Annotated in this window: 21 protein-coding genes; 20 read left to right on the top strand and 1 reads right to left on the bottom strand. The window is 31.1% G+C overall.

Annotated features, from left to right (window positions below; translation table 11 throughout):
• From ABDH49_06925 to ABDH49_06950, 6 genes are all read left to right on the top strand, one after another.
• The coding region (locus ABDH49_06925) for a hypothetical protein (protein MEN3046695.1) at positions 1 to 213 on the top strand (213 nt) is incomplete at its 5' end.
• A 19-nt stretch (positions 214 to 232) separates the two neighbouring features.
• Positions 233 to 688 (top strand): carbohydrate binding family 9 domain-containing protein, encoded by a 456-nt coding sequence (locus ABDH49_06930; protein ID MEN3046696.1) that lies wholly within the window; start codon positions 233 to 235, stop codon positions 686 to 688.
• Positions 582 to 1,499 (top strand): DUF5916 domain-containing protein, encoded by a 918-nt coding sequence (locus ABDH49_06935; protein MEN3046697.1) that lies wholly within the window; start codon positions 582 to 584, stop codon positions 1,497 to 1,499. The genes ABDH49_06930 and ABDH49_06935 overlap by 107 nt, the downstream gene beginning before the upstream one ends.
• Before the next feature lie 111 nt (positions 1,500 to 1,610).
• Complete coding sequence (locus tag ABDH49_06940) at positions 1,611 to 2,144, top strand: hypothetical protein (GenBank protein MEN3046698.1); 534 nt, start codon at positions 1,611 to 1,613, stop codon at positions 2,142 to 2,144.
• 129 nt (positions 2,145 to 2,273) lie between these two features.
• Complete coding sequence (locus ABDH49_06945; GenBank protein ID MEN3046699.1) at positions 2,274 to 2,654, top strand: hypothetical protein; 381 nt, start codon at positions 2,274 to 2,276, stop codon at positions 2,652 to 2,654.
• Positions 2,655 to 2,665: 11 nt separating this feature from the next.
• Positions 2,666 to 2,881 carry a hypothetical protein gene (locus tag ABDH49_06950; GenBank protein MEN3046700.1) on the top strand — a complete coding sequence of 72 codons (216 nt, stop codon included), beginning with the start codon at positions 2,666 to 2,668 and terminating at the stop codon, positions 2,879 to 2,881.
• Between the two features lie 239 nt (positions 2,882 to 3,120).
• Here ABDH49_06950 and ABDH49_06955 read toward each other — a convergent pair whose 3' ends face one another.
• A complete protein-coding gene (locus tag ABDH49_06955; protein ID MEN3046701.1) occupies positions 3,121 to 4,206 on the bottom strand; it encodes a glycosyltransferase family 4 protein in 1,086 nt (361 codons plus the stop codon).
• A 213-nt stretch (positions 4,207 to 4,419) separates the two neighbouring features.
• On the opposite strand from ABDH49_06955, the gene ABDH49_06960 reads away from it, so the two are divergent.
• Genes ABDH49_06960 through ABDH49_07025 form a run of 14 tightly spaced genes read left to right on the top strand, consistent with a single transcriptional unit; the run spans position 4,420 to position 15,349 of the window.
• Entirely contained in the window at positions 4,420 to 5,541 is a 1,122-nt protein-coding gene (locus ABDH49_06960) for a permease-like cell division protein FtsX (protein MEN3046702.1), read from the top strand.
• The gene (locus tag ABDH49_06965) at positions 5,538 to 6,641 is read left to right on the top strand and encodes a peptidoglycan DD-metalloendopeptidase family protein (protein MEN3046703.1); all 1,104 of its coding nucleotides are present in this window, start codon (positions 5,538 to 5,540) and stop codon (positions 6,639 to 6,641) included. The genes ABDH49_06960 and ABDH49_06965 overlap by 4 nt, the downstream gene beginning before the upstream one ends.
• Before the next feature lie 60 nt (positions 6,642 to 6,701).
• Entirely contained in the window at positions 6,702 to 7,352 is a 651-nt protein-coding gene (locus tag ABDH49_06970; GenBank protein MEN3046704.1) for a DnaJ domain-containing protein, read from the top strand.
• Complete coding sequence (locus tag ABDH49_06975) at positions 7,318 to 9,360, top strand: hypothetical protein (GenBank protein MEN3046705.1); 2,043 nt, start codon at positions 7,318 to 7,320, stop codon at positions 9,358 to 9,360. The genes ABDH49_06970 and ABDH49_06975 overlap by 35 nt, the downstream gene beginning before the upstream one ends.
• Before the next feature lie 14 nt (positions 9,361 to 9,374).
• On the top strand, positions 9,375 to 9,749 hold the full coding sequence (locus ABDH49_06980; GenBank protein MEN3046706.1) for a LytR C-terminal domain-containing protein: 375 nt from the start codon (positions 9,375 to 9,377) through the stop codon (positions 9,747 to 9,749).
• Complete coding sequence (gene rsfS / locus ABDH49_06985; protein ID MEN3046707.1) at positions 9,740 to 10,090, top strand: ribosome silencing factor; 351 nt, start codon at positions 9,740 to 9,742, stop codon at positions 10,088 to 10,090. The genes ABDH49_06980 and rsfS overlap by 10 nt, the downstream gene beginning before the upstream one ends.
• Positions 10,068 to 11,645, top strand: coding sequence for an arginine--tRNA ligase (gene argS, locus ABDH49_06990; GenBank protein ID MEN3046708.1), 1,578 nt, complete (start codon positions 10,068 to 10,070; stop codon positions 11,643 to 11,645). The genes rsfS and argS overlap by 23 nt, the downstream gene beginning before the upstream one ends.
• Positions 11,645 to 12,319 carry an ATP-binding cassette domain-containing protein gene (locus ABDH49_06995; protein ID MEN3046709.1) on the top strand — a complete coding sequence of 225 codons (675 nt, stop codon included), beginning with the start codon at positions 11,645 to 11,647 and terminating at the stop codon, positions 12,317 to 12,319. The genes argS and ABDH49_06995 overlap by 1 nt, the downstream gene beginning before the upstream one ends.
• Positions 12,320 to 12,362: 43 nt before the next feature.
• Complete coding sequence (locus tag ABDH49_07000; protein MEN3046710.1) at positions 12,363 to 12,710, top strand: hypothetical protein; 348 nt, start codon at positions 12,363 to 12,365, stop codon at positions 12,708 to 12,710.
• Entirely contained in the window at positions 12,707 to 13,057 is a 351-nt protein-coding gene (locus ABDH49_07005) for a hypothetical protein (GenBank protein ID MEN3046711.1), read from the top strand. Before ABDH49_07000 ends, ABDH49_07005 begins: the two co-directional genes overlap by 4 nt.
• Positions 13,058 to 13,109: 52 nt before the next feature.
• Complete coding sequence (locus ABDH49_07010; protein MEN3046712.1) at positions 13,110 to 13,775, top strand: MotA/TolQ/ExbB proton channel family protein; 666 nt, start codon at positions 13,110 to 13,112, stop codon at positions 13,773 to 13,775.
• A 4-nt stretch (positions 13,776 to 13,779) separates the two neighbouring features.
• Positions 13,780 to 14,286, top strand: coding sequence for a biopolymer transporter ExbD (locus tag ABDH49_07015; GenBank protein MEN3046713.1), 507 nt, complete (start codon positions 13,780 to 13,782; stop codon positions 14,284 to 14,286).
• Complete coding sequence (locus tag ABDH49_07020; GenBank protein ID MEN3046714.1) at positions 14,283 to 14,696, top strand: biopolymer transporter ExbD; 414 nt, start codon at positions 14,283 to 14,285, stop codon at positions 14,694 to 14,696. The genes ABDH49_07015 and ABDH49_07020 overlap by 4 nt, the downstream gene beginning before the upstream one ends.
• A gap of 44 nt (positions 14,697 to 14,740) precedes the next feature.
• Entirely contained in the window at positions 14,741 to 15,349 is a 609-nt protein-coding gene (locus ABDH49_07025) for an energy transducer TonB (GenBank protein MEN3046715.1), read from the top strand.
• Positions 15,350 to 15,360: the final 11 nt, after the last annotated feature.

Genomic DNA, 15,360 nt, shown 5'->3' on the forward strand with positions numbered 1-15,360 from the left:
ATTTTTTTAATCTATTTTGTTCTTTTCCAATGGGAACCTCATACAGGTGAAAAATTAATTGTGACTCTTCCTTATATGGAAAAATGTGAGATTGATGGAATGATTTCTTCTTATGAAGAGTTAAATAGTGCGAAATTTGAAAACTTTACTCAAATAGAACCTCAAGAGGAATGGAAAGAGGCCTCTGTCCCTACAGTAGTATATATAGGGTAATAGTGAAGAATGGATTTATTTGGGATTTAAATGTTTTGAAAAGGAAATAAATTCGATAAGAGCAGGTTATGCCAAAAGAGATGAATTTTCTCCTATACCTAATGATAGAGTGAGTGTTTTTATAGATACTTATAATCGTTTAAAGAATGCATATGTATTTGCTGTAAATCCCTCTGGAGTTCAATATGATGGAATATACACTCCGGAAAGAGATGTAGATTTTTCTTGGGATACTCAATTTGAAAGTAAAACTGCTATTTATGATAGTTTTTGGGTGGCTGAAGTTAAAATCTACTTCTCTTCTTTAAAATTTCCTTCCGCTAAAGAGCAAAAGTGGAGGATCCACCTAAGAAGGTTTAGGCCAAGAGGTGAGTCTGAAGTATTTTCTTGGGCACCAATTGATAGAAATAATCCTTCCTTTTTGGGACAAGCAGGGATCATTATTATTCCTTGTCCTTTCTCAAAGTGGCTATAGAAAGGATTTAAAATATCTAACAGATAGAATAAAATTCAGTAATACAGGACTAACTGTAAAATGGAATATATTTTTAGATTTGATTTGTGATTTTACAATTAATCCCGATTATGCTCAGATAGAAACTGATGCCCCTCAGATAGATGTAAATAATTCCTACGCCCTATATTATTTGGAAAAAAGACCGTTTTTTATGGAAGGAAAGGAGCTACTTGAAACGCCCCTGAATTTGATATATACAAGAAGCATACTCTCACCTATTTACGCTCTTAAACTTACGGGCAAATTTAGTGAGAAAGAATTAATATTTCTTTCTGCAGCTGATAAATACACTTCTTATATTGTTCCCTCAGAATATAGAAGCTGGGTTGCATTTACGAACAATTTGTCTTTGTTAAATATTTTGAAAATAAAAAGAGAAATTATAAACAAAGAGTCGTATGTAGTATTATTACTTGCTCATAGAGAAGTAAGTGATAGGGCTAATAAAAGGTTTCAGAGTTTTAATCGTTTATTTGGTTTTGAGTTAAGAAGCAGATTTCATACGCACTATTATATTCATTATGAATTTGGGTATTCTAACGTTAGAGAGCCACGGGAGTCTACAATTTGTGAAGAATTTAATGGTGAAAATTTAAGTGGATTTTCGCACTTTTTAAATACTGGGATGCTTTTTAAATATTTTAACTCTTTTTTAAGGTATACAAGTATTTCCCCAACTTTTAGATCGGGTTTTGGATATATTACCAAAAATAATTTCCATTCAATTACAGCGGGTATAGGTTTTAATTTTTACCCTGATAAATTATGAATTACTTCAACGCACCTACTTTTTATTTTTTCAAGAAACGAAAATTTTGAAAAAATCGAAAAAATAAGATTACTTGGGCCACGCGTCGAATTCCATTTTAAGGGACAAAATATGTTTTTTATAGAATATTATTCTATTCCTCATTGTTTTTATGGGGGAAAAGAGTTTAACAATTTATTTGAATTCTCTGCTTCAAACATAAATTCTTATTTCAAAAAAATTAGCTTAGAATTAAAAAATATTTTCAGAAGAACAATAAATTATTCTAATCTTACCCCTGCCTACTCTTATTATCTTATTTTTTCTTCTTCAATTAACATAATTTCGAATCTAACAGTTGAATGGAGGGTGGAAAGATATTTTCTGTATGATAAGCCGTGGAAATCTACGATATATGACGAAACCACTTTAGTAAATAAAATTACATATCAGATTATGCCCTCTCTTCGCTTTAGAAGTATCTCTCAATTTTACACGAGAACGAAAAATTTAGTTATTTTTCCCCTATTTTCTTACGAACCTATTCCTTTTACAGTTTTTTACATCGGAGCAAATGTAAATGTAGCAAAACTAGACAAACCCTTTGGAATAAAAGGGTCTAATCATCAAATCTTTTTAAAATTTCAGTATCTTTTTAAAATTTAAAAAGGAGGGGATAAAATGCAGCTAATAATCACATTCTTCGTTTTAAAAAAGGTATTTACTGATTCAACCTTACTACACATTCCTTTTTTAACCTGAAAATATAGATATAGAAATATAGATATAGAAAATGTGGATGGCAGTATCGTTTTTAATTATTCTCAGCATGTTAAAACGCCTGTTATGCTCATAAAAAAGAGCGCAAAGGGAGAAAAGGAAGAGTTTCTGGAGTGGGCTAAAGAAGTAGAAATTATAAAAAGAGAAAATAAAGAAGAAAGAGATTTAAAAATCATAATAAAATTTTCTGAAGAAAAAAGGTTTGAAAAATTAGAAGAGAAGAAGGTTGAAATTAAGGTCACTCTTCCTGAAGGCACAAGATTGGAAGAATTAGAAACATCCATTGTAAATGGTGTAATTTTAATTTCAAATTTACATAGTAAATTATACGATGTTTCCTGTGTTAACGGGTACGTAAACCTTCAGGAAATAAGGGGAGCGGAGAATTTGAGATAGTGAACGGAAATATGGAAATGCTTGTTTCACATAACGAAGAAGTAAACTGTAACGTAAATATAGTAAACGGTAATGCCTATTTATTTATAAACGATTTCACTAAGGTAGATTGTAAAGTAAAAAATGGAGAGATTTATGGAGATATTGGATATAAAGAGGTTGAGAATAAGCAGTATATAAAATGTGACGTTGTTAACGGATCTATAAAAATTAAAAGAAAGAGATAATCGGGTCTCTATAGAGGAAAAATCAAAAAAGATTAACAAGAGGATCCTTAAGTGTAAGAAGGGGTTCAATTTTCCCTACTAGAGGCTTTCATGACGAACGTAATACAACTCCAGAAAATCTTACAGGATCTATTTCGGCTATAATTCTAAAATTTCAGAAGATAATGGTCCTGCTTTTGGAATAGGTGAGAAGTTTGTTTTATACTTTTGGACTTTACACTGTTTGTAGCTTTTGAATTTTAACCTTTATAAACCTTTTCTACATTTTCAGCTATTTTACCCCAATCAAAATTCTTTGAAAAGAGAAGTGCCCTTTCTTTTAATCTTTCCCTTTTAATTTTGTCATTTATCAAAAGCTCTATTTTCTCTGTAAGTTCCCTTTCATCTTTATTTTTAAATAAAAGCCCGTTTTGTTCGTTCTTTACAACTTCATTGTATCCCTCAATATCAGAACATATAACAGCTAATCCAGATGCCATAGCTTCAATTAAAACAATCCCAAAAGTTTCACCCCCTATAGCCGGAGAGACATAAATATCTGCACTCCTATAAATAACAGGAAGCCTTTCTGGCTCTACATATCCAAAAAACCTTACATTTAAATTATTTTCCTCAGAGAATTTTTTCGCTAATTCAAAAAGAGGACCTGTTCCCACCATCCAAAACTCAACCTCTTTGTAGCCTCTTTTTCTTAAAAGTAAAGCTGCATTTAAAAATATAAAAGGCCCCTTCCTTGGCTCAAATCTACCAACATAAAGAACTACATCCCCCTTCTTTTTAATTCTTTCTCCCTGAGGACTAAATTTTTTTGTATCAACTCCGTTTGGAATTATCACATATTTACCAAAGGGAAAGTATTTTCTAATTTCTCTTAGAGCTTTCCTCGATACACATATTACACTTTCTAACCTTTTAAAGCTTTCCTTATAAAAAATTCTTGCTAATCTATAAAAATTAAATCCTATAAAGGCTGTGTGAAAGGTAGCTATGTTTTTTGATCGAGAAAAAATAAGTGCATGGTAGGGCAAGTTGTGTCCTAAGGGCCCGTGGGTGTGTACGACATCAAAATTTTCTTTAAAAATCTCCCTTAATTTTCTTCTTAAATCCTTTTCCCAAGTAAATGTTACCTGTGTAAAGTTTAGAGGTAAAATTTTAATCTTTCCAACTCTTATAACATCTTTTTCTTCTTTTTCTCCTTCATAGTGAGCTGTTAGGATTTTTACATAGTGTCCCCTTTCCCTTAAGTGTCTTGATAGATTATACATGTGTTCTGAAACACCTCCGGGAAAAGGATAATAGGCATCAGAGACCATCAAAATTTTCATTTATACTTTTTAAACAATAACGATTCAATTTTTACTAAAATTTCAGGAATTTTTGTTCCTTTAAGTAAGTATGAAAGAGAAAGACTATCAAGTAAATGTATTAACCAAAGAGTTATTAAGATAGAAACTATAAAGAAAAGTAAGGCACCTAAAATTCTATTTAAAAAAGAAAGGCCCAGTCCTTTTATTGCTTTCTCCCCTATTCTGAAGAATATGGAAAGCAAAGTTATCGACAGGGAAAAAATTAAAAAAAAGGAAACAAGGTCTCTGAAGGGAACAGATTTTGGCAAAATGGTTTTTAACTCAAAAGAAAGGTTGTATGATAAAAAAAGGGAAAAGGCGAGGGAAAAAATACCAGTAACTATACGCCAAATACCTAAAAGAGCACCTGCTAAAAGTGAGATAAGGAAAAAAAGTAAAATTATAAAGTCAATAACATGCATTCTCCTAAATTATATCGTTAAAATATTATATATGTCATTTAGCCTTATCTTCAGAGAGACTCTTTTAGGAATAAAAAATAATCTTAGAATGGCATTTACAAGTATTTTTATAATGGCCTTTTCCCTTTTTTTCTTTATGTTTTTCGTAATTTTAACCTTGAATTCGTTTAGTATAATTTACGAAAGATCAAAAAATATAATGTTTGAAGTATACCCTGTTGAAAATCTCGATAAAAAAACCTTGAATATTCTATCTGACATTTTAAAATCTTTAAGGGGAGTTGAAAAGGTTGAATACGTAGATTCAGAAAAGGGGAAAAAAATTTTTGCACAAGAATTCCCGGAATACAAAGATTTACTCCTTTTATTCGATGAGGAAATTTTCCCTCCAAAGTTTACACTACATTTAAAACCATACATGCTTTTGGTCGGAGAAATTCAAGATCTAAAATCATTCATTCTAAGGTTACCCTTTGTAAAAGAAGTATACTTTGGCGAAGAATATATTCTCAAAGTTTTTAAAGTTCTCTTATTTCTTGTATTTATCGATATTTTCTTCTTTTTTTTCCTTTTATTTCTCCTTTCCTTAACAATTCTTCAAACATTGCGTCTAACTATAAGATCAAGAATTAATCTAATTGAAATTCTTTATCTAATTGGTGCAGATAAAGAATACATTAGATCTCCCTTTGCGCTTGAGGGTTTTCTCTATGGACTTTTTGGATCCCTCTTAGCTAACCTTTTTATTTTTACTTTTATACATCTTTTAAAGAAAATTTTTGGTATAACCTTAGAGTACTTTTTCCCAGTATTAATAATAAACATTGCCTTCGGAGCTTTACTTGGTTTTCTTTCATCCCAAGTTGCCCTCTCCGATCTTAAGGAAATATGATTCTTCTTCTTATTTTCTTAGAAACTGGCTTAAAATCAAAATTAGATTCTTTAAATTCTGAGTTAAGAAAAATTCGTGAAGAAAGAAAGATCCTTGAAAAAGAAGAGATAAGGACACTTTACTCATTAGAATCTCTAAACAAAGAAATTAATATATTAAACGAGATTGAAAAATCACTTATAAATGAACGCCTTTTACTTGAATACCAGGTTTTTAAACTCGAAAATCTAATTAGAGAAAATGAACTCGAACTAGAAAAGACTAAAAAATTTATAAAGAATTTTTTAGTATCCCTTTATAAATACGGCAGAATAAACCCTTTAAATATAATTAAGGGTCAAGGATCCTTTTTAAGTTACTATACAGGGATTTTAGCTGTCAAAAGGGGTATAGAGTTCAAAGAAGAAGTACTTAAAAAAGGCAGTTTACTTTTAAAAGACCTTAGAGAAAAAAAGGAAGTTTACGATAAAAAAGTTAAACACCTTTTAGAAATAGAGGAAATAACCTCAGAAAAGAAATTGGAACTTGAAAGTTCAAAAAAGGAAAAGGAAAAAATTTTAAGTCAAATAAGAAAAAAAAGAAAAGATCAAGAGAAACTTGAGTTAGAGCTTGTTGAACAAGTTAAAAAATTTGAAAAACTTCTTGAAAAAATTGAAAAAGAAAGAGTGGCTCAATTAAAAAGAGAACTACCAGAGAGTATACCAAGAAAAAAATTTGGTTGGCCTATAAAAGGGGAAATCGTATCATACTTTGGCACTTTGTGGCATCCAGAATATAAAACAAAAGTTAAAAACAACGGAATCGACATTAAGGCTAAACCAGGAGAAAAGGTAGTATCAGCAGATGCAGGTATTGTTGTATACTCTGACTACTTTATGGGTTATGGCCTTACAGTTATTGTTGATCATGGAGACGGCTTTTTTACAGTTTATTCTGGACTCTCAAGAGTCTATGTATCTCCTGGAAAAGCCGTCTCTAAAGGTGAACCTATCGGTGAAGTAGGCCTTTCTATATTTAGTTCACACTATACCCTTCACTTTGAAATAAGATACGGTGGAAAAGCTCTTGACCCAATTTTATTTCTACCCTTTGAAGGCTAACTTAAGTTTGTGATATAAATAATTGATAAATTGAAAAAAAAGTTGATAAAATAAATTAGCATGGAAAAAAATTATTACGAAATTTTAGGTATTAAAACTTTTGCAACAAGCGAAGAAATAGAAAGGGCTTATAGAAAACTTGTAAGAGAGTTTCATCCTGATAGATTCAAAAAAGAAGGAGAGGAGGCATATAAAAAGGCAGTTGAAAGATTTACCCTTATAAATGAAGCCTATAATGTCTTATCTGATTCAGAAAAAAGGAAAAAGTATGATGAACTTTTAAAAAAGGGAGAATTTACTCCTCCTCAAACAAAGGCAAAAAAAGTTCAAGCAAAAAATACTTTTAAGATGGGACTTGAAGCCTTTGAAAAGGGAGAATATAGTAAGGCATCTATGTATTTTAAGTCTTCTATCTTATTAGATCCAGAGCTTTTAGAGGCAAGAGCCTATCTTGCCTTAAGTTATGTGAGATCCGGAAGAAATAAATCAGAGGTTCTTGAAGTTTTAAAAATTTTTGATCATTACTTGGACAAGATTAATAACTCTGAACAGTTTTACCTTTTGGCAAGATCGTATCTTGCAATAGGAGAAAAGGGTAAAGCTAAGGAGATTCTAGAAAGAGGACTAAAAGTTTTTAAAAATGATGAAAAATTAAATAAACTCTATAAAGAAATAGGTGGCTCTATTTTCAAAATTTTTCCTTTTAAGTAGTATTCTCTTTTTTTCCACAATATTACAAAAAAATAAATGTTACATTGATTTTGAATCTAAAAGGTTTTTTTATTACAAAAAAGCGGTAGAGACAATTTTTCAACCTGAATCAGTATATTTTTACCTAAAAAAATTTCTCGAAATTTCTGATTTTAAAGATTCTATAAAAGTTTTGCCACTTTTTTTACTTGCAGGTATAGAGCTGAAAAAAGAAAAACTTTTAAACTATAAAAATTATTTTCCCTTCTTAGAAAAAGAAGTTATCGATCTTCTTACAATTTTTGAAAATATAGATAGTATATTCTTTGAGAAAAAGAACTTAAAAGATACTTTTTTGTATTTTGCCTATATTTTAAATGCGTTAAATTTTAAAAAAGATTTGGAATTAGATATCTCTGGAGCACAGACAGAGGTTCTTTTTTCCTATTCCCTTTTAAAATTTTATTCAGGTAAGATCATAGAATCTGAAAAATTGTTTAAAAAAATTTTAGAAAATAAAAGTATTTATCAAAGCGCACTATATGATGACGTTCTTTATTTTTTAAGCCTTATAGAAAGACTCAAGGAAAATGAAAAGATGGAGCTATTTTATCTTGAAAAATTAAGGGATGAGTGTCCACTAACTCCCTATAAAGAAGAGATGTATCTTAGATTTTTAACTATTCACTTTGAAAGGGGAGAGTATTCAAAGGTCCTTAATTTAAAGAAAGAAGTTAGCCCTTTCATAGATAGACTTATACCTTACTTTTATGCAGCCTATGTTTTTGAAGGGAATATAGATTCAGCTGAGACACTAATATTAAGGGAAAGGGATATACAAAAAAGAGACTCTATAAGATACTTTACTGAAAATAAACTCATCAAAAAAAGAAAATATGAAACAGCTGAAAAACTTCTCAAAAAATTTGAAAATACAGAAAATGACAGTTTCTTTAATTTAAAAACCAAGATATACTTCTTGATGGAAAATAAGGAAAAACTAAATGAAATTTTTTTAAAAGAAAAAAATCTCAAAAGAAAATCCCTTGTAAGTAAAAACCTAGGTAAACTGTTACTAAAAAGGGGAAATCTAAAAGAAAGTAAAAAGTATTTTGAATTTGCCCATGAAAATACAAAATCTGATGAGGATCTTTATTACTCTCTCCTTGTAAAATTAAAATTGGGGGAAGTAAAAGAGGAAAACTTTTACCTAGATTTCCTAAATAAAGCTAAAGACACTCTTTACATAAAAAAAGTGAGATTAGATTATCACTTTTATTTAAAAGGAAGGGGAAAATTTAAAGAGTGCGAAGAGAACCTCGTAAACTTAATAAAACTTACCTCCGAAAATGAGGAGAAAAAATTTTACCTTAAAGAACTTTTTGAAGTTGAAAGGTATGTTAAAAACGACAGTTTGTTTTTGGAAATTTTAAAAGAAAACACAAAGGGTCCTCTTTCTACCTTCAGTGCCTTACTAGCCTTTGATTATATGATAGAAAGAAACTTTGACGATGATAAAATCTTATCTTATCTTAAAGATTTTGAAATAAAAAATAATGAGACAGGGAGGGTTTTCTTTTTAAAACTAGGTGAGTTCTACTTAAAAAGAGGTAAAACAAAAGAGGCAAGTATATTTTTTAAAGATTTGATCTCTGTTTATGACTCAATTTCCTATAAGGCAATTATAAAGCTCGGAGAGATAGCAATACTTGAAAGAAACATTTTTCTCCTTGATACGTTAATCGATTACTTAGTTAGAGCACAGGTAAATAAGAACCCTTATATTTATTATTTTTTAGCTCAAAGAGAAGAGTTCAAAGGAAATGATGCAAAGGCCATTTTACTTTATGAAAAAGCTGCTGAAAACTTCAAAGAAAATAGGAATCTAGCTGCTAAAATGCTTCTAAAAGCAGCCATTTTATCTCCTAAAGAAAAAAAGGACCTTTACTTTAAAAGAGCTTTCATATTGGCTGAGGACGAAAAATTAAAAAGAGAAATAGAAGAATATTGGAAAAAAGAAATGTTTTAAATTTAAAATTAAAAATGTCTAAAGTTATTTTCTTTATTTTGTTAATTTTGGGTTTTTGTTTCAAAGAGGAAAGTATTAAACCATCAGAGATAAGGGTTGAAGTTTTAAATGCTACTGGAGAGATGCATCTCGCAAGAATTATATCTATGGAACTAAGAAGAATGGGATTTGATGTTATAAGATTTGATAATGCCTCAGATACTTTATCTAAAACTGTAATTGTTGAGAGAATAAGTCCTGATAAAAAGTATGCAAAAGTTCTAGCAAAATTTACAGGTATTAAAAGAATAGACTTTGAACCTGATCCCCAAAAACTAACTGATGTTTCTCTTATAATCGGTAAAGACTATAAAAAAATTTTTAAGGATCTACATTTAATTTGGAGATAGTAAAGTACATATCCGAAATTATATATAACAAAAAGGGAGAGGATATTCTCATCATTGATGTGAGAAATTTACTCAAGGGGATATGCGATTACTTTATTTTAGCCACATCTCTATCTGAGGATCACGCAAGAGCAATTGCTGATGAGATTGAAAGTAAGCTTAAAAAAAGGGGTATAAAGATCCATCACATAGAGGGTTACGAAAACGGCAAATGGGTCTTAGTTGATGCAGGAGATGTAATAATCCACATATTCGATGAAAAAACAAGAGCCTTTTATGACCTTGAATCCCTATACGAAAATAGTAGAAAAATAAAATATGACACGACTCTCAGAGATTGAAGAACTTATAAAAAAAATTGTTTTAAGCAGTTTAGAAAAAAATATTAATATAGAAGTATCTGAACCAGAGGTTAAGGGAATCGACACCGATATCTCTTTTCCAGCCTTTGGAATCCTAAGTGAAAGTAAATCAAAATTAGAAAAAATAATTAATGAACTTAAAGAGATAGACTTTTTTGAAAAAGTAGAACTCGTTAATGGATATGTTAATATAAAATTAAGCGATAACTTAATAGTTAATTCTATTAAAGTTCTTTTTAAAAATCCATCAAAGTTTTTCAAGGAGAAAAAAAAGGATGAAAAAGTTTTGGTTGAGTATATTTCAGCAAATCCTACTGGACCACTAAATGTGGCAAATGCAAGAGCTGCCTGCATAGGAGACCTTCTCTGCAAATCCTTCACCATTTCAGGATATGAATGTGACTCTGAGTACTACTACAACGATGAGGGTAAGCAAATTGACCTGTTAGAGATCTCTCTTAAAGAGAGAATCAAAGAGATAAAGGGTGAAAACTTTCAAATTCCTGAAGAGGGCTATCATGGTGAATACCTGAAAAAATTGGCAATTCAATACCTAAAAGAGAACCTGAACCTAAACTTAAGAGAATTTGCTTTAAAAAAAATAATAGAGATGCAAAAAAAATCACTAAAAAAATTTAAAACCGAATTTAAAAATTTTTATTACGAAAGTGAAATAAGAAAAAGTGGCCTATTAGAGGAAGCCTTAAAAAAATTAAGTGAATATACCTACGAAAAAGACGGAGCCCTGTTTTTTAAAAGCACAACCTTTGGTGACGAAAAGGACAGAGTTCTTATAAAATCTGACGGAGAATACACTTATTTTGCCGTTGACATAGCCTATCATCTTTCAAAGATAAAAAGAGGCTATACATATTTAATTAACCTATGGGGTCCTGATCATCACGGTTATATAAAAAGAATGGAAAGCGCTCTAAAAGTTTTATCTTTTAATAACTTTAAAGTTCTTATAGTTCAACAGGTAAACTTAAAAAGGGGAAACGAAATCGTCAGGATGAGTAAAAGAAAGGGAGAAATTTATACTCTCGATGATTTAATTAAAGAGGTCGGTAAAGACGCTGCAAGATTTTTTTTACTTTTAAGAGCCCCATCCTCACCACTAGATTTTGACCTAGAACTCGCAAAAAAAATGAGCGTTGACAACCCCCTTTACTATGTTCAATACGCTCATGCAAGATCAAATCAGGTTATTGAGTTTGCAAACAAAAAGGGTATTAAAAGTCTTGAAATTCCAGAAAAATTTGATCTTGATAAAAAAGAAAGAGAAATTCTAAAAAAGGTCTTTCTATCTCAAAATATTTACTCTAAAATTTGTAAAAACTTTTACACTCATCTTCTTCCTACAAGATTAATTGAAATTACTTCCCTATTTCATTCTTTTTATCAGTCAGAAAGGATTGTTGATGAGAAAGATCTAAGTAAAACTCAAAAAAGGCTCTTTGTTGTAAAATCACTCAAAAATTTTCTAAAATTTACTCTCAATTCTATGGGTATAAAGGCACCCCTGGGAATGTAATGGATGCTGTAGTTCAATGTATAAAGGTTTCAAAACTCTATGAGAGAAGATTTAGAGCACTTTGTGATGTAAATTTAGAGATTAAAAAGGGAGAATTTGTTTTTATTGTAGGTCCTACAGGCGCTGGAAAAACAACACTTTTAAGACACATATACATGGCTGAATTTCCTGACGAGGGTGAGGTAAGAGTTTTAAACTTTTCTTCAAGACATGTTACAAGAAAAGAGATAAATTTTTTGAGAAGAAAAATAGGAGTAATTTTTCAAGATTTTAAGCTTCTGCCTGATAGAAATGCCTTATCAAACGTATCACTTGCTCTTGAGGCAATAGGTGAATCTTCAAAGAAAGCAAGAGAAAAAGCTTTAAATGTTCTATATAATCTTGGAATGCTTTCAAAAGCTGAAAAAAGTATACATGAACTTTCTGGAGGTGAAAAGCAGAAGTTAGCAATAGCAAGGGCTCTTGTAAGAGAACCTGTGATACTTATAGCTGATGAACCGACAGGAAACATAGATCCAAGTGCTCAAGAGGAGATAATGTACTATCTTCAAGAGATCCATTCAAAGGGAACTACAATTTTAATGGCTACTCATAATTATTCCCTAATTGAAAGAATAAAAGTGAAAAGAGTTATACATATGGAGTTTGGAAAAATAAAAAGAGAAGAAAAATGATTTTTTGCTTGATATTTTTCTTAAAGTTTTATTAAAATAAATTATGTTTGACTTAACCCCTCAGCAAGAGTTTTTATATATAAGACTTTCTAACCTTATACTCCTTCTTGCCATATTTTTACTTTGGCTTTCCTTTATGTTTGCTGGCATAATTGCAAGGAGGTTTGAGAAGGTTTTAAAACTCAAAACCGGGTGGTTTTTCATAATGGTAGCTCCTACTGGTCTTTTTCTCTATGGAATATTTTCACTCTACTCAGCTCTTCAAGGTAAAGTAAAGTTAACTCCCTTTGAAAGCCTAATCTCTTACGGTCTTTTTTTTATTGGTTCCCTCTTAACTTTTATAAGCTTGAGAAGTTTTTTAAATGTAGTAAGGGGAGGATTTAAAAGATGAGATTTGATATAAAAGCAGAAATTCTCTTTTTTGTTGGCACAATTTTATTTATGTTTTCACTTTTCTATTTCTCCAGTATACTTTCCAGAATGCTTACACTTTTGAAAAAACCTAAGTTTTTATCTATTTTCCCACTTATTGGTGCCTTTTTTCTTTTCCTTGTATCTCTAATTCACTTTTATAAAATTATTTTTGTTTATCCACGATTAAAAGTAGCTGGTTTTGAACTATTTGAAATTATTTTAAGCTCTTTTCAACTCAGCTTTTTTGAGAACCTATTTTTTTTAATAGGAGCTTTCTTTTCATTTTTAGCAACATCTATCTATCTTTATTGGGTATCAAAATGATAGTCTTTTTAAGAAGGTTTCAGGTTCAATTCCATAAAGATAATTTTAAAAAATGAGTGGAATTATAACACTATTTTTGATAGGTCAGCAAGGCGTAATAGAGAGCCTTGTAGACTATTTCCATAAGGGTGGTGGAGTTATGTGGCTTTTGCTAATTGTTGCCATACTCTCAGTTGTTATAATCATTGAAAGATTCTACACCCTTTTTAGACTAAGAACAAATCCAAGAAGATTTGTTGTTAACGTTATTGACTTACTTGAAACAGAGGGTTTATCTAGTGCCATGGACTATTGTTCAAAAAATTCCTCTGTTGTTGCAAAAATTTGTCAGGCTGTTCTTGAAAAGGCTGGAAGTTCCAAAGAAATAATAGAGGAAAATGTTGCAAGAAGAGCAACCTCTGAACTTGCCTTTCTTGATAGAGGAATGCTTTGGCTTGCCTCATTTACAACTATAGCTCCCATCTTAGGATTTTTAGGAACTGTAACTGGTATGATAAGAGCTTTCCAAGCAGTAGCAGCTGCTGGAGAAGTTGAACCAACCCTTGTAGCTGCTGGGATTTCTGAAGCTTTAATTACGACTGCCACAGGCCTTTTGATAGCAGCACCTGTAGCAATTTTCCACACCTTTTTCTCCTCCAGGATAAACGCCTTTTCAAGAGAAATGGAAGAGGCAGCAAACACTTTAATTGAATATGTTTTAGAAGCTAAGGTAAAATAAAATTATGCCACTTTTAAAGGGAAAATTTAAGTACGAAGCAGAGATACCTACTGCTTCAATGGCTGATATAGCCTTTTTGCTCATCATATTCTTTATGGTTACTACCATATTCTCTAGGGACAGGGGCCTAAAAATTATTCTGCCAGAAAAGTCTGAAGAAAGAGTTGTAAAAATTAAAAAAGAAAATCTTTTATCCATATTTATAAATCCTGAAGGAAAAATCTTTTTCAAAGATGAACTGACTGAAACTCCCTTTAACATGCTAAGGGAAAGGATTAAAGGCGAAATACTCAATAATCCAGATAAGATCGTAATTTTTATTAAGACTAACATCAATTCTGACTATAATGTGATGATAGATGTATTCGATGAGGTTTTGCTCTCCTATGAAGAGGTAGACTCAATAATGTGGAAAAAGGGGCTTCTTGATAAAAACGATAACGGCGTCTTTGAAGATAATGAAAAAATACCAAGGAAAATATCAATTAAGGGCATAGGGGAAGAAACATGAAGATAGAAAGAATAGCAAAGCCTAAGGTAGTTATACCCACTGCTTCTATGGCTGATATAGCTTTTTTACTTATAATATTTTTCATGTTAACAACTGTTTTTAGAAAAGAAAGAGGACTTAAAGTTATTCAGTTTCCTCAAGCTGAACAGACCCAGAGGATAAGAAAGCACAAACACCTTGCTTACATTTGGATTTCTTCTAAAGGAGACCTTTTCGTACACGATTTACCAGTAGACACAAGTTTTATAAAAAAAGAATTTAGAAGACTAATCTTTGAAGATCCTCAACTTCTTACGATGATAATGGCTGATAAAAGAGTTAAATATAAATACGTTAATATGGTAACTGAATCACTAAGAGAGGCAAAAGCCCTCAGGATAAGTTTTAGAACAGATTTTGAGAAAAGATGAAGTTTTTGTTGAAAAATATCTTATTTTTTTTATAAAATAAAACTATGCTTGACCCAAGAGAGAAGAACGACCTTGTTACCCAAATAGCCCTTTCACTAACCCTTATCCTTTTTATTGTGCTATTTTTAGGGGTAAGGGTTAGTGTTAATCCCTATGTGCCAAAGGGGCAGAGAGACATACTCATGGAGAATATTCAAGAAAAGCTCGAGGAGATTGAGCTTCCTCAACCACCACCAAAACCAAAATTGCCTGTAGAAATTGAAGAAGCAGAGGAGGAAGAAGAAGAAAACGTTCAGGAGACGATAGAGGAGGGCACAGCTGGTGACGTAGAGATTGACATACCTTTGCCTGAACCAGGTCAGATCTTTAATGAATTTGAAGTAGAGGAAAAACCTGTTTTAATAAAAAAGCCTGAGCCAGAGTATCCAGAAGTTGCAAGAAAGTTAGGGATACAAGGTAGCGCTAAAGCCTTAGTTATAGTTGGTCCAGACGGTAGAGTTATAAAGATAGAGAAAATTTTTGTTGATAACGAAATATTTAGAGAAGCCGTGGAAAAGGCAGCTTTTCAATGTTTATTTAAGCCTGCCAAACAGGCAGGCATACCAGTTTCAGTTAGGGTTGTTATTCCTTTTATATTTAGATTAACAAAATAGGGGAAGGGGGG

Source organism: Candidatus Hydrothermales bacterium (genome assembly GCA_039630235.1).
GTDB lineage: Bacteria > Hydrothermota > Hydrothermia > Hydrothermales > JAJRUZ01 > JBCNVI01.

Bases quoted from the DNA above. Each gene is read 5' to 3' on its own strand.
- ABDH49_06950 (MEN3046700.1), top strand. From the start codon at position 2,666: ATGGAAATGCTTGTTTCACATAACGAAGAAGTAAACTGTAACGTAAAT.
- ABDH49_07020 (MEN3046714.1), top strand. From the start codon at position 14,283: ATGAAGATAGAAAGAATAGCAAAGCCTAAGGTAGTTATACCCACTGCT.
- ABDH49_06965 (MEN3046703.1), top strand. From the start codon at position 5,538: ATGATTCTTCTTCTTATTTTCTTAGAAACTGGCTTAAAATCAAAATTA.
- ABDH49_06970 (MEN3046704.1), top strand. From the start codon at position 6,702: ATGGAAAAAAATTATTACGAAATTTTAGGTATTAAAACTTTTGCAACA.
- ABDH49_06995 (MEN3046709.1), top strand. From the start codon at position 11,645: ATGGATGCTGTAGTTCAATGTATAAAGGTTTCAAAACTCTATGAGAGA.
- ABDH49_07015 (MEN3046713.1), top strand. From the start codon at position 13,780: ATGCCACTTTTAAAGGGAAAATTTAAGTACGAAGCAGAGATACCTACT.
- ABDH49_07000 (MEN3046710.1), top strand. From the start codon at position 12,363: ATGTTTGACTTAACCCCTCAGCAAGAGTTTTTATATATAAGACTTTCT.
- ABDH49_06980 (MEN3046706.1), top strand. From the start codon at position 9,375: ATGTCTAAAGTTATTTTCTTTATTTTGTTAATTTTGGGTTTTTGTTTC.
- ABDH49_07025 (MEN3046715.1), top strand. From the start codon at position 14,741: ATGCTTGACCCAAGAGAGAAGAACGACCTTGTTACCCAAATAGCCCTT.
- argS (MEN3046708.1), top strand. From the start codon at position 10,068: ATGACACGACTCTCAGAGATTGAAGAACTTATAAAAAAAATTGTTTTA.
- ABDH49_06955 (MEN3046701.1), bottom strand. From the start codon at position 4,206: ATGAAAATTTTGATGGTCTCTGATGCCTATTATCCTTTTCCCGGAGGT.
- ABDH49_07005 (MEN3046711.1), top strand. From the start codon at position 12,707: ATGAGATTTGATATAAAAGCAGAAATTCTCTTTTTTGTTGGCACAATT.
- ABDH49_06960 (MEN3046702.1), top strand. From the start codon at position 4,420: ATGGAAAGCAAAGTTATCGACAGGGAAAAAATTAAAAAAAAGGAAACA.
- ABDH49_06940 (MEN3046698.1), top strand. From the start codon at position 1,611: ATGTTTTTTATAGAATATTATTCTATTCCTCATTGTTTTTATGGGGGA.
- ABDH49_07010 (MEN3046712.1), top strand. From the start codon at position 13,110: ATGAGTGGAATTATAACACTATTTTTGATAGGTCAGCAAGGCGTAATA.